This window comes from Pseudomonas monteilii NBRC 103158 = DSM 14164 (genome assembly GCF_000730605.1).
Classification (GTDB): Bacteria; Pseudomonadota; Gammaproteobacteria; order Pseudomonadales; family Pseudomonadaceae; genus Aquipseudomonas; species Aquipseudomonas monteilii.
Genome location: NZ_BBIS01000017.1, coordinates 109,796 through 122,334, shown reverse-complemented (window position 1 = coordinate 122,334; position 12,539 = coordinate 109,796). Strand labels below are relative to the sequence as shown.

The 12,539-nt window shown below is 62.6% G+C and carries 14 protein-coding genes and 1 tRNA gene; 10 read left to right on the top strand and 5 right to left on the bottom strand.

Annotated elements, in window-relative coordinates; translation table 11 throughout:
• Positions 1 to 51 precede the first annotated feature (51 nt).
• The gene (locus tag PM2_RS10295) at positions 52 to 507 is read left to right on the top strand and encodes a MarR family winged helix-turn-helix transcriptional regulator (protein WP_016715092.1); all 456 of its coding nucleotides are present in this window, start codon (positions 52 to 54) and stop codon (positions 505 to 507) included.
• A gap of 141 nt (positions 508 to 648) precedes the next feature.
• The gene (locus PM2_RS10290; RefSeq protein ID WP_012271110.1) at positions 649 to 1,077 is read left to right on the top strand and encodes an organic hydroperoxide resistance protein; all 429 of its coding nucleotides are present in this window, start codon (positions 649 to 651) and stop codon (positions 1,075 to 1,077) included.
• A 57-nt stretch (positions 1,078 to 1,134) separates the two neighbouring features.
• Here the strand turns inward: PM2_RS10290 and efp are convergent, their stop codons facing one another.
• Entirely contained in the window at positions 1,135 to 1,704 is a 570-nt protein-coding gene (gene efp / locus PM2_RS10285; RefSeq protein ID WP_012271109.1) for an elongation factor P, read from the bottom strand.
• 48 nt (positions 1,705 to 1,752) lie between these two features.
• Positions 1,753 to 2,880 carry an elongation factor P maturation arginine rhamnosyltransferase EarP gene (earP, locus tag PM2_RS10280; RefSeq protein ID WP_028698654.1) on the bottom strand — a complete coding sequence of 376 codons (1,128 nt, stop codon included), beginning with the start codon at positions 2,878 to 2,880 and terminating at the stop codon, positions 1,753 to 1,755.
• A 130-nt stretch (positions 2,881 to 3,010) separates the two neighbouring features.
• Here earP and PM2_RS10275 point away from each other — a divergent pair, with 130 nt between their 5' ends.
• Positions 3,011 to 3,409 (top strand): hypothetical protein, encoded by a 399-nt coding sequence (locus PM2_RS10275; protein WP_028698655.1) that lies wholly within the window; start codon positions 3,011 to 3,013, stop codon positions 3,407 to 3,409.
• Positions 3,410 to 3,411: 2 nt separating this feature from the next.
• Positions 3,412 to 3,882 carry a GreA/GreB family elongation factor gene (locus tag PM2_RS10270; protein ID WP_016715089.1) on the top strand — a complete coding sequence of 157 codons (471 nt, stop codon included), beginning with the start codon at positions 3,412 to 3,414 and terminating at the stop codon, positions 3,880 to 3,882.
• Positions 3,883 to 3,890: 8 nt separating this feature from the next.
• Here PM2_RS10270 and PM2_RS10265 read toward each other — a convergent pair whose 3' ends face one another.
• The gene (locus PM2_RS10265) at positions 3,891 to 4,829 is read right to left on the bottom strand and encodes a LysR family transcriptional regulator (RefSeq protein WP_028698656.1); all 939 of its coding nucleotides are present in this window, start codon (positions 4,827 to 4,829) and stop codon (positions 3,891 to 3,893) included.
• A 118-nt stretch (positions 4,830 to 4,947) separates the two neighbouring features.
• On the opposite strand from PM2_RS10265, the gene PM2_RS10260 reads away from it, so the two are divergent.
• Complete coding sequence (locus PM2_RS10260; RefSeq protein ID WP_016715087.1) at positions 4,948 to 5,697, top strand: 3-oxoacyl-ACP reductase family protein; 750 nt, start codon at positions 4,948 to 4,950, stop codon at positions 5,695 to 5,697.
• Positions 5,698 to 5,741: 44 nt separating this feature from the next.
• On the opposite strand, the gene PM2_RS10255 is transcribed toward PM2_RS10260, so the two are convergent.
• Positions 5,742 to 6,623, bottom strand: coding sequence for a LysR family transcriptional regulator (locus PM2_RS10255; protein WP_016715086.1), 882 nt, complete (start codon positions 6,621 to 6,623; stop codon positions 5,742 to 5,744).
• A 106-nt stretch (positions 6,624 to 6,729) separates the two neighbouring features.
• Here PM2_RS10255 and PM2_RS10250 point away from each other — a divergent pair, with 106 nt between their 5' ends.
• The 3 genes from PM2_RS10250 (at position 6,730) to PM2_RS10240 (ending at position 10,614) form a co-directional block, all read left to right on the top strand.
• Complete coding sequence (locus PM2_RS10250) at positions 6,730 to 7,899, top strand: MFS transporter (RefSeq protein ID WP_016715085.1); 1,170 nt, start codon at positions 6,730 to 6,732, stop codon at positions 7,897 to 7,899.
• A 116-nt stretch (positions 7,900 to 8,015) separates the two neighbouring features.
• Complete coding sequence (locus tag PM2_RS10245; RefSeq protein WP_016715084.1) at positions 8,016 to 8,396, top strand: hypothetical protein; 381 nt, start codon at positions 8,016 to 8,018, stop codon at positions 8,394 to 8,396.
• 76 nt (positions 8,397 to 8,472) lie between these two features.
• Entirely contained in the window at positions 8,473 to 10,614 is a 2,142-nt protein-coding gene (locus tag PM2_RS10240) for a TonB-dependent siderophore receptor (RefSeq protein WP_028698657.1), read from the top strand.
• Between the two features lie 93 nt (positions 10,615 to 10,707).
• Here the strand turns inward: PM2_RS10240 and PM2_RS10235 are convergent.
• Positions 10,708 to 10,797, bottom strand: a tRNA-Ser gene (locus PM2_RS10235).
• Between the two features lie 198 nt (positions 10,798 to 10,995).
• On the opposite strand from PM2_RS10235, the gene PM2_RS10230 reads away from it, so the two are divergent.
• Both PM2_RS10230 and PM2_RS10225 read left to right on the top strand, forming a co-directional pair.
• The gene (locus PM2_RS10230) at positions 10,996 to 11,685 is read left to right on the top strand and encodes a crotonase/enoyl-CoA hydratase family protein (RefSeq protein ID WP_016715082.1); all 690 of its coding nucleotides are present in this window, start codon (positions 10,996 to 10,998) and stop codon (positions 11,683 to 11,685) included.
• A gap of 81 nt (positions 11,686 to 11,766) precedes the next feature.
• Positions 11,767 to 12,480, top strand: a complete 714-nt coding sequence (locus PM2_RS10225; protein WP_016715081.1) for a lysophospholipid acyltransferase family protein — start codon at positions 11,767 to 11,769, stop codon at positions 12,478 to 12,480.
• The last annotated feature ends 59 nt before the right edge of the window (positions 12,481 to 12,539 follow it).

The following is a 12,539-nucleotide window of genomic DNA, read 5'->3' as shown; positions in this document are numbered from 1 at the left end:
CACTAATGATCAGCGAGCCAGAATTCCCCATTTTTGCCTTCAAGGACCTGCATGAACGCCGACACCCAAGCCTCCTGTGACGAGCTGCTGCTGGACAACCAGGTCTGCTTTGCCCTGCACTCCACCTCGTTGCTGATGACCAAGGTCTACAAACCGCTGCTGCAGGCCTTGGGCCTGACCTACCCACAGTACCTGGCCATGCTCGTGCTGTGGGAGCGCGACGGCCTGACCGTGGGCGAGATCAGCCAACACCTGCTCACCGACCCGGGCTCACTGACCCCGCTGCTAAAGCGCCTTGAAAGCGAAGGCCTGTTGCAACGCAACCGCAGCCGCGAAGACGAACGGGTAGTAATGGTGCAACTGACCGACAAGGGCCGCGCCTTGCAGCAGCAGGCCAAAGAGGTGCCTCAGTGCATCCTCAAGGCCAGTGGGTACAGCCTGGCGCAGCTGCAACAACTGCAGGCCGACCTGCTGAACCTGCGCGAGAACCTGCAGAAAAACCTCTGAAAGCTATGCTGTGCAATGGCCGTTCGGATGAGCGGTGACGATTTATCTTGCGCGCTAACTAATTGCGCGCTAAATTAAATCCCACACCAACCCGCGCCCTCCCCCGAACAGGAAGCGCACAGCACATTAGCGAGGCTCAAGATGCAAAAGGTCACTCCGCTGTACATCGCAGAAGCTACCTCCACCGGTGGGCGCGACGGCAAATCCAAGTCCAGCGACGGCAAGCTGGTCGTCAGCCTGAGCACCCCCAAGGAACTGGGCGGCGCCGGCGGTGACGGCACCAACCCAGAGCAGATGTTCGCCGCCGGTTACTCGGCCTGCTTCATCGGCGCCCTCAAATTTGTAGCCGGGCAAGAGAAAAAAGCCCTGCCGGCCGATGCCTCGATCACCGCCAAGGTGGGCATCGGCCAGATCCCGGGCGGTTTCGGCCTGGACATCGACCTGCACATCAACCTGCCGGGCCTGGCCCAGGCCGATGCCGAAGGGCTGGTGGAAAAAGCGCACAAGGTGTGCCCGTACTCCAACGCTACCCGCGGCAACGTGGATGTACGCCTGCACGTGACCGTGTAAATCACAGGCACAAAAAAACCCGGCCGAGGCCGGGTTTTTTGCGTTTCACAAGAAGAATTACTTCTTGGAGCGGCCTTTGAAGCTGTTGTCGCGAGTGTCGATGTCGATCCACTCGTCGATCTGGATGAAGTCGGCAACCTGGATCTCGGTACCGTTCTTCAGTTTGGCAGGCTTCATGACCTTGCCCGAGGTGTCGCCGCGAGCAGCGTTCTCGGTGTAGACAACCTGACGGCTGATGGTGGTCGGCAGTTCAACCGATACCAGGCGGCCTTCGAAGAACACGGCTTCGCAGATGTCTTCCATGCCTTCTTCGATGTACGGCAGAACGGCGTCGATGTCTTCGGCGTTCAGTTCGTACATGGTGTAGTCGGTGGTGTCCATGAAGGTGTACGAGTCACCGCTGATGAACGACAGGGTCGCTTCTTTGCGATCCAGGATCACGTCGTCCAGCTTGTCGTCCGCACCGTATACGGTTTCGGTCTTGTAGCCGGTCAGCAGGTTCTTCAGCTTGGTCTTCATGATCGCGCTGTTACGGCCCGACTTGGTGAACTCAGCTTTTTGAACCAGCCACGGGTCGTTGTCGATCCGCAGGACGGTACCGGGTTTCAGTTCTTTACCAGTTTTCATTACGAAGTATCCGAATCTGGATGGATTTATAAAAATCGAGGCCGCGTATCATAGCGAATTTCGGCAAAAGTGTACTAGCGCTGTGGCAAGGTCCGGCTGAGCGGCCTGTTGCCCAGCCCAAAGGCGGGCATGCTGCTGCAGTTCCGGCCAATGCTGACGGGCCGCCCGCCAGGCCTGGCCCATGTCGAGATCCATGTTCCAGGCACGCCATAGGCCCAGCAGGGCGGCATCGGCTGCTTCTGACAGGCCGCGTCGATAATGCCCGAGAAACGCTTCGAGCTTTTCCCAGTGGGCGTTTTCGTCCTGTATGTAGATGTGCCACAGCATCGGTTGCCCGGCCCACTGCGCACGCACGAACGAGTCTTCGCCGCGCACCGCGTTGAAATCACAGCTCCACAGCAGCCGGTCGTAGTCGTCCTGGCTGACGAAAGGCAGCACCTGCACCGTCAGTGCCCCTCGTTTGCGCAGGCTGCCCACGGGTAACGTCGGCTCGCCAAGCCACTGGCTGAGCCCTGCGACAACGCGTCCCTGCGGCACCACCAGGTGACAAGGCTGCTCGCTTGTGGCCAGGGCATCAAGCCAATTGCCCAACTGCGGGTTTTCGTAGGCGAACAGCGAAACCAGCAACGCCCCTGCTTTGGGGTTTACGCCAAGCCCCTGCAAGAAGGCCCGCCTTGCCCCCTGCAGGAACACGTCACGCCGCGCCAGCAGCGAGCCTTCGCGCAGCAGGCCACCGGTCTTCTCGGTAAAGCCGGGGAAGAAAAACACCTTGCGCAGGCCGTTAGGCTGCGGCGACGGCAAGCCATGGCAGCCTTCCACCCAGTCCTCGGCACTGAGGTATTCCAGGTTCAGCCACAGCGGCGGCGTGGCGCAGGCACGCATGGCCTCCACATAAGGCGACGGCAACTGGCAGGCGAATGCACCGATCACCACATCAGCCGGTTCCACCGGCAACCAGGCCGCCGGCCATTGGCGCACTTCCACACCCTGCTGCCACTGTTGCGTAGCAGTGGCATCGGCGCCGGGGCACATGGGCGTGAAAGCGTTCAGGTCATCCACCCACAGGCGCACCGCCAGGCCGTGCTCAGCCACCAGCTGCCGGGCCAGGCGCCAGGTCACGCCAATATCGCCGTAGTTGTCGACGACACTGCAGAAGATGTCCCAGGTGGCTTTCATGCGCCCCTCCCGTACCGGTGCAAAAACCACGAATTCTGCGCATAAATTGTCGCCGACAAAAGCACCTGCGCGGAAAAATGCCCAAGTGCATGCCACAATGCACCCCGACCGACCTTGCCAGGAGGCTGCCATGCCCCGCCAGCGTGAACTGAAAATCACCCTCAAGCCGTTGCCGTTGATCCTGTGCGTTGCCTTTGGCCTTTGGCTGGGCGCGGTGGCCATCGTGGCGAGCGCCTGGCTGGCCCTGTTGGTGTGGCCGCAGCAAGTGCAGCCGTTGGCCCAGGCGCTGCTCCCTAGCGTCTACCCGCCAGCACCGGCGCCGGCAGCAGCCCCGACAGCGGATGCCCAGGCCGAGATGTTCGACCGCTACAAGGACATCCTGCACAAGCAGGAACAGCAACAGGCCGCCGAAGCTGCCCAAGGTAACCCGCGCAACCTCAACAGCCCCAAGTGCCAGTTCTGGCTGCAGCAGAACCGCACCGCCCCTACCGACAAAAGCCAGGCCAATGTGCTGGAGTTCTGTTACTGACCATGGACAAGCCCCACCTGCTGGCGCAGATCGTCGCCATCCTCACGCATGATCTGGACGTGCTGACCCGTGCGGCGCAAACCGCCTACGAGGCTGCCACCGCCGAAGAGAACATCGCCGAGAACAAGTACGACACCCTGGGCCTGGAAGCCTCATACCTGGCCACCGGCCAGGCCCGGCGCAGTGCCCAGATTCGCCAGGCGCTGCTGATCTACCAGCAATTACTGCTGCGCGACTATGACCCCGCACGCGGGGTGCAGGTGAGCAACCTGGTGAAACTGGAGGATGAGGAAGGTAGCCAACGCCAGCTGTTCCTTGGGCCTGAAGCGGCGGGGCTGAAGATTGGCGAAGGAGATGAGTTGGTAACAGTGATTACCCCGCGTTCGCCGCTGGGGCAGCAACTGATGGGCAAAAAGATTGATGACGAGGTGTGCCTTGGGGCACAGGTTCTGTTCATCATTGATATTACCTGAAAGGGCCTTTACAACGTCTGCAAGGCATCAAACCGCCCCGCCAACCCCTGCTCGGCAAACTTCTCCACCACAAAATCGATAAACGCCCGGGTCTTGCCCGGCAACAGCTTGTGCTCGGCGAAATACAGGCTGATGTGCCCGTCGTCCACATACCAGTCCGGCAACACCCGACGCAGCCGCCCGCCCTGCAGGTAGGGCACGGCAAACGGCAGGCTCACCAAGGCAATCCCCAGCCCCTGCTCGGCCACCGCGCACGCCGCATCCGAATCGCTCATGGTCATCGCCTGACGCAGCTGCAACGGCTGTTGCACCTGCCAGCGGCTGGTCAACGGCCACGAACGCACCCGCCCGGTCTGCGGTGAGCGGATCAGGATGCCGTCGTGGCGTTGCAGCACCTCTGGGTCTGCAATCGGCGTATGCCGCTCAAGGTACACCGGCGCCGCCACCAACACCCGGTGCGCAGGGGTCAGCTTGCGCGCCACCACCCCCGGCGGCAGTTCAAAACCACCGCCAATCGCTGCATCGAACCCTTGGCCAATCAAGTCGACCTGGCGGTTGTCGAAATGCCAGTCCGGGGTAATGGCCGGGTAGCGGCGCAAAAACTCACTCAGCAACGGCAACACGTACAAGCGCCCGAACACCGTCCCCATACTTACCCGCAAAAGGCCGGCCGGCTGACCTTCGGCACTGGCCAGGTTGGCCACGGCGTACTGGATAGTGCGGAAGCTGTCACTGACCTCACCAAGAAAACGCTGCCCCGCTTCGGTCAAAGTCAGCTTGCGGGTACTACGCTGGAACAACCGCACCCCCAGGCGCGCCTCCAGCTGAGCCACATGTTTGCCCACAGCGGCCGGGGTAATGCTCAGGCGCCTGGCAGCCTCGGCAAAGCTGCCGACCTCGGCACTGCGGATGAAGCACTCCAACGCGTTGAACGATTCCATGGCCATGATTGGCAACCAAAGGTTTACTCTGCTGATAGTGATTGCCATCTTATCAGCAGGTAATCGAGCGCCGATACTGCGCCCATCCAAGGCATTCCGGCCTGGCTTCCAGCAGGAGATCAGCATGTCCAAGCAACTTACACTCGAAGGCAAAGTGGCCCTGGTACAGGGCGGTTCCCGTGGCATTGGTGCGGCCATCGTGCGGCGCCTGGCCCGCGAAGGCGCACACGTAGCCTTCACCTATGTCAGCTCTGCCGGCCCGGCAGAAGCACTGGCCCGGGAAATTACCGAAAACGGCGGCAAGGCCCTGGCCCTGCGGGCCGACAGTGCCGATGCAGCAGCCGTGCAGCTGGCGGTGGATGACGCCGTGAAGGCCTTCGGCCGGCTGGATATTCTGGTCAACAACGCCGGCGTACTGGCAGTAGCACCGGTCACCGAATTCGACCTGGCCGACTTCGACCGCATGCTGGCGGTGAATGTGCGCAGCGTGTTCGTCGCCAGCCAGGCTGCCGCACGCTACATGGGCCAGGGCGGGCGCATCATCAACATCGGCAGCACCAACGCCGAGCGCATGCCGTTTGCCGGTGGCGCACCCTATGCCATGAGCAAGTCGGCGTTGGTTGGCCTGACCCGCGGCATGGCCCGTGACCTGGGGCCGCAAGGCATTACCGTGAACAACGTGCAGCCAGGGCCGGTGGACACCGACATGAACCCGGCCAGTGGCGAGTTTGCCGAGAGCCTGATCCCGCTGATGGCGATTGGGCGGTATGGCGAGGCGGATGAGATTGCCAGCTTTGTGGCTTACCTCGCGGGCCCAGAAGCCGGGTACATCACTGGAGCAAGCTTGACGATTGATGGCGGGTTTGCCGCTTGAGTTGATGGGCTGCCTGTGCCAGCGATAGGGCCGGTACAGGCTTATCAACTCCCAGACCCCAGCCGCTGTTCCATCACCTCAAGAAAAGCCCGGGCAGCGGGCGTCGGGCTGGAGGACCACACGGCATACAAGTGCCGCACCGGCGCATCCACCAACCGCGCCACCGTCACACCTTCGAAACCCTGGGCCACCCGCTCCGGCACAAGGCCCACCGCCATGCCCCGCTGCACAAACTTTTCCACCAGACGCACATGCCCGATCTCAAACTGCACCCGGCGCTGCAACCCTGCGGCGTGAAACGCCTCATCCGTCTGCCGCCGTGCCCCGGTGCCTTCGGGGAAGTCCACCAGCACTTCGTCCGCCAGGTCGGCCAACGCCAACGGCGTACGGCCGGCAAGTCGATGATCAACCGGCAACAACGCCACCAGTTCCTCCCTGGCCAGCAAGCGATGCTCCACGCCCTGCACGACCTCGCCCTGCCACAGGCCAATAAAGCCCACATCCAGGCGCCGCTCGACCACATCGACGATCAGCAATTCGCTCTTGGCCGTGATCCAACGCACATCCACATCCGGGAAACGACCGTGGAACAGTGCCAGCAGGTCGACCAGGTCCAACGCCGTGAGCGAGCTGATTTCACCAATCGCCAGTCGCCCGCGCACCTGCCCGCAAGCCGCCGCCACGTCATCGGCAATGCGTCTGGCCGCTTCCACCGCCGGCCGGGCGCTGAGCACAAAAGCCTCGCCGGCAGGGGTCAGGCGCACCCGTCGCGAACTACGCTCGAACAGGCTGACGCCCAACTGTGCCTCCAGCCGCGCCACCTGATGGCTAAGCGCCGACTGCACCACATGGCAGCGCTCGGCCGCGCGGGTAAAGCTGCCCGTGTCGGCAACGGCAAGGGCATATTCGAGCTGCTTGAGGTTCATGCATCTATCTGCTTTCAAGATGGATAAGTTGAAAACTATACATTGGTGTCATGCCAGACACTCCCTGATAATCCTCCCACTTACTACTGCCCGCCACGAGAACCGCATGAACGCCCCCAGTCTAAGCCGCGCCCTGATCCTGCTGATGGCCACCGCCACCGGCCTGGCCGTGGCCAGCAATTACTACGCCCAACCACTGCTGCACAGCATCGCCGAGCAGTTCGGCCTGAGCACTGCCAGCGCTGGCAGCATCGTCATTGCCGCACAGCTCAGTTATGGCGCCGGCCTGTTGTTGCTCGCGCCGCTGGGTGACCTGTTCGAGCAGCGCCGGCTGATCACCGTAATGACCGCTGTTTCCACGCTGGGCCTTGTCATCAGTGCCTGTGCGCCGAGCCTGCCCTGGCTGATCCTGGGCACGGCGCTGACCGGGCTGTTCTCGGTGGTGGCGCAGATCCTGGTCCCAATGGCCGCGACACTGAGCGAGCCACATCAGCGCGGCCGTGCGGTCGGCACGCTGATGAGCGGCCTGCTGCTGGGCATCCTGCTGGCGCGCACCGCAGCCGGCTTCATGGCCGAACTGGGCGGCTGGCGTAGCATCTATGTGCTGGCCGCCGTGTTGATGGCGATTACCGCCTTGGCGCTGTACCGCAGCTTGCCACAGCACCATAGCCATGCCGGGCTGAAGTACCCGGCGCTGATCGCTTCGGTGTTCCGCCTGTTCTTCGAAGAGCCCGTGCTGCGCCTGCGCTCGCTGCTTGGGTTGCTGGCGTTCAGCCTGTTCGCACTGTTCTGGACACCGCTGGCGTTTCTGCTCGCACAAGGCCCCTACCACTATTCGGATGCCGTGATCGGCCTGTTCGGTCTGGCCGGTGCGGCGGGTGCGCTGTCGGCCAACTGGGCCGGGCGGCTGGCAGACCGTGGCAAAGGCTCGCTGGGTACCACTGTGGGCCTGGTCGTATTGCTGCTGTCATGGGTGCCGCTGGGGTTTGCCCAGCAGTCGCTGCTGGCCTTGCTGCTGGGTGTGTTGATGCTCGACCTGGCAGTGCAACTGGTGCACGTGAGCAACCAGAACGCAGTGATTGCCCTGCGGCCCGAGGCACGCACACGGCTGAATGCTGGGTACATCACCTGCTACTTCATTGGCGGGGCGCTGGGGTCGCTGCTGGGCACACAGTTGTTCCAGCACCAAGGCTGGATGGGCATTGTGGTAGCAGGCCTGGTGATAGGCGGGCTGGCGTTGCTGGCGTGGGGGCTGGCCAATCGAAAGGCCGCTTGATTGACACAGGGGCGACATCGCACCGCACTACCCTCCGTCGTATTGCCGTTGACTTGCCTGCCCGGGCAGCGCTCAGTAGGCGCTGGTCAATGCCCTTTCCCTGACAGGACGACTTTATGACAAGACTCACGGTGCAATCCGGCGATTTCTTGCAAGGTGAAGGCGAGTATCGCAACGGATCGCTCACACTCAAGACCCCGCGCAGCCCCTCCCCGGGCGAGCGGATTTCACTCGCGCGCATCAGCGACCTCAGGCTGGCCAGCCTGGAATCAAGCCGCAGCCTGAGCAGCGCCCTGGGCTGGGGTGTGGCCGGCGCTCTGGTGGCGGGCCCGGTAGGGTTGCTGGCCGGGCTGTGGCTAGGTGGCAAGGAGGAAGAAGCCACCTTCCTGGCCACCTTCAAGGATGGGCGCAAGCTCATGGCGATAACCGACGGCAAAACCTGGTCAAAGATCGATGACAGTTGGCGGCAGCACAAGCGGCCCGCCAACCAGGACTGAATATCGCGGGGCCCGGATCGTTTTATGCAGAAGGCGGCTGTTAAGATGCCGCCTTTTTCATGGTCGGAGCCCCCGCATGCCACCGCGTCACCCCCGCCTGCACCTGAGCCTGCTCAGCCTGGGCCTGGCCCTGCATTGCCCCCATGTGCTCGCCGAAGACAGCGTGGTGCTGGCGCCGCTACAGGTGTCCGACACCTATGCCAACGATGGCTACCAGGCACGCCAGGCAGCGGTGGGTGGCTTTCAGCCCGCGCCCTTGCTCGATACGCCCGCCTCGGTCAGCGTGTTCAGCCAGCAACTGCTGGAAGACCGCCAGGTGCGCAAGCTCAGCGAAGTGCTGCAAAGTGACGCCTCGGTTGGCGAAAGCTATGCCCCCATCGGCTACTACGAAAACTTCAATGTGCGCGGCTTCGAGCTGAATGCCGCCAGCAGCTACCGCATCAATGGCCAGACCATCGCCGGCGAGCAGAACGTGGCCCTGGAGAACAAGCAGCAGGTGGAATTGCTCAAGGGCCTGTCAGGGCTGCAGAGCGGCGTTTCTGAGCCGGGCGGCCTGATCAACTACGTGACCAAGCGAGCCGAAGACGTGCGCAGCGTCACGGTATCGACCAACGAGCAAGGCGAACGCTACCTGGCCACCGACCTGGGCGGCTGGTTCGGCAGCGAAAAGCAGTTTGGCCTGCGCGCCAACCTGGCCCATGAAGACATCCGCTCCTACGTCGACCACGCCGACGGCAAGCGCGACTTCGCCTCGCTGGCGTTCGACTGGCAGATCAACCCGGATGCCACCCTGCAGCTGGATGCCGAATACCAGCACCGCGAACAACGCTCGGTGCCGGGTTACCAATTACTGGGCGGCACAGAAGTGCCCCACGGCATCGATCCGGATGACCGTCTGGCGTACCAGAGCTGGGCCAAGCCGGTGCAGAACGACTCGCTGAACCTGGGCGGGCGCTTCGAGTATCGCTTCAACGAGGCCTGGACCGGCACCTTGAGTGCCTCGCGCAGCAAGGTGGTGATCGACGACTACAGTTCGTTTGCCTGGGGAAGCGAAGATGGCTGGCAGTCTCATTTCAGCCCGGAAGGCGACTACGATATCTATGATTTCCGCAGCCCTGACGACACCAGGCGTGTCGATGAAGCACAGGCGATGGTCAACGGACGGTTTGACGTTGCCGGTAACAGCCATGAGTTGACCGTGGGCACCAGCGCTCAACGTCGGACGCTGGATCAACGCACCTACTACAACGAGCTTCTGGAACACCCCGGAAATATCGACACAGGCTCCCCAGCCCAACCGCCTTCCGACAAACCCATTGGCGCCAGCGAACGCCGCCTGGACAGCCGCCAGTATGGCCTGTTCGTCAGCGATCGCATCAGCTTCAACGAGCAATGGCAAACTGTACTGGGCGCCCGCGAAGTGCGCCTGGATGAAAAGACCTGGGACGAGAACGGGGTTGCCGGGCGCCATACCCGCCAGTATGAGTTGCTGCCCAATGCTGCGCTTATCTATAAGCCGCAGCCGAACACCACGGTATACGCCAGCTATGCCAAGGGCCTGTCGGCCGGCGGCACAGCGCCGTGGTTTGCGCTGAACAAATTCGAAATCCTTGCCCCCACGACCTCCCACCAACTGGAACTGGGCCTCAAACATGACTGGCAAGGCCTTAGCCTCAGCGCCGCGCTGTTCCAGATCCGCCAGGCCTACCAGTACGCACGCCCCGACGACACGGGCTACTTCACCTATGTGCAGCAGGGCCAGCAGAAAAACACCGGCCTGGAACTGGGCGCCAGCGGCTGGGTGACCCGGAACCTGCAAGTGCAGGCCAGTGCCGCAGCCATTCGGGCGCGGGTGCAGAACAGCGGTACCGATGCTTATGAAGGCCATCAGGCAATCAATGTGCCCAGGTTCCGGGCAGCGCTGCACGCGGAATACACGTTGCCGGTGCCGGGGCTGGCGCTGCTGGGCGGGGCACGGTACAGCGCCAGCAAGTATGCAAGCCAGGCGGGGAATGTGGAGGTTGGCGGGTACACCGTATTCGACCTTGGCAGCCGCTACCGCACGCGTATTGCCGGGTATGACACCGTGCTGCGGCTGACCGTGGATAACGTATTCGACAAACGCTACTGGCGCGATGCGGGGGATTACCTGGGGGACAACTACCTGTTCCAGGGGGCACCGCGTACGGCTCGGCTGTCGGCCTCGGTCAGCTTCTAGATTGCCAGGGCCGCTTTGCGGCCCTTTCGTCGCACAAGGCCCAGAATGCAAAAAGCCCCCGAACTTTTCAGCTCGGGGGCTCTTCGCAGAATGTGGCGGTGAAGAAGGGATTTGAACCCTTGATACGATTTCTCGTATACACACTTTCCAGGCGTGCTCCTTCGACCACTCGGACACTTCACCGTTTCTCTTCAAGCCGTGCGGCCCGTCGAGGTGCGCTAATTTAGTGAAAGCGCTCCCCTTTGGCAAGCATTTTTTTCAGTTTTTTCATGTATTTGCATTTGAGCCCCGGTGAACGCTGACCGACCAGTCAGCCTTGCTGCTTTACCTGGCCTCTGGCGCTGGGTAACGTCGTCGCCACGCCAACAAAAGGACTCTGCCATGAGCGAGCTGATTACCTACCACGCCGAAGACGGCATCGCCACCCTGACCCTGAACAACGGCAAGGTCAACGCCATCTCGCCGGATGTCATCACCGCCTTCAATGCCGCGCTTGACCGCGCTACTGAAGAGCGTGCCGTGGTGATCATTACCGGGCAGCCAGGCATTCTGTCGGGCGGTTACGACCTCAAGGTGATGACCAGCGGCCCTCAAGCGGCCATCAGCCTGGTCACTGCGGGCTCCACCCTCGCCCGCCGCCTGCTGTCGCACCCGTTCCCGGTAGTGGTCGCCTGCCCGGGCAATGCCGTGGCCAAGGGCGCCTTCCTGCTGCTGTCGGCCGACTACCGCATTGGCGTCGAAGGGCCGTACAAGGTGTGCCTGAACGAAGTGCAGATCGGCATGACCATGCACCATGCCGGCATCGAATTGGCCCGCGACCGCCTGCGTCGTTCGGCTTTCCATCGTTCGGTGATCAATGCCGAGGTGTTCGACCCGGTCGCGGCAGTGGATGCCGGCTTCCTCGACAAGGTGGTGCCGGCTGAACAGTTGCAGGACGCAGCGCTGGCGGCGGCGCGGGAGCTGAAGAAGCTGAACATGCTGGCGCACAAGAACACCAAGCTGAAGGTGCGCAAAGGGCTGCTGGAGGCGCTGGACAAGGCGATCGAACTGGACCAGCACCACATGGGTTGACCGGACAGGCTCACACCAAGGTTTGCCGCAATCAGTGCACACCCGTACACTGTCCGGCGACTGTCTGGTGTGAGTCGTACCATGCTTTATTCGTTGCGCATGTTCCTGCTGGCGCTGCATTTTCTTGCCGTTGGCGCCGTGGGCCTGATCATTGGCCTGTGCCGCCCCTTCAACCCCGACAACAGCCGGGTGTTTGCCCACCTGTACAGCCGGCCAGCCACCTGGCTGATGCGCATCAAGGTCAAGGCCGAGGTCGGGCCACTGTGGGACCACCCACCCGGTTGCGTGATCGTCGCCAACCACCAGTCCAACTTCGACCTGTTCGTATTGGGCCAGGTGGTACCACAACGCACCGTGGCCATCGGCAAGAAAAGCCTGGGCTGGATCCCGCTGTTCGGCCAGCTGTTCTGGCTGGGCGGCAACGTGCTGGTCGACCGCAAGAACGCCTACCAGGCGCGCAAGGCGCTGCAAAAGACCACGCGGGTGCTGCAGGACGACACCTCCATCTGGATTTTCCCTGAAGGCACGCGTAACGCCGGCGAGCAGCTGATGGCCTTCAAGAAGGGCGCGTTTCACATGGCCATCGAGGCCGGCGTGCCGATCGTGCCGGTATGCGTCAGCCGCTATGCCAGGCGCATGAGCCTGAACAGCTGGCGCCAGCGCACGGTGATCGTGCGCTCGTTGCCACCCATCGTCACGGCGGGCATGACACAGCAGGACATCCCGGCGCTGATCGAGCAGTGCCGCGGGCAGATGCAGCAGTGCATCGACCGCATGGAACACGAGCTGGCCTGAAGCGGGTTGCTCTTGGGCCGGGTACGGCCCAAGCTGTAACCGTGTTCAACCGGAATAAG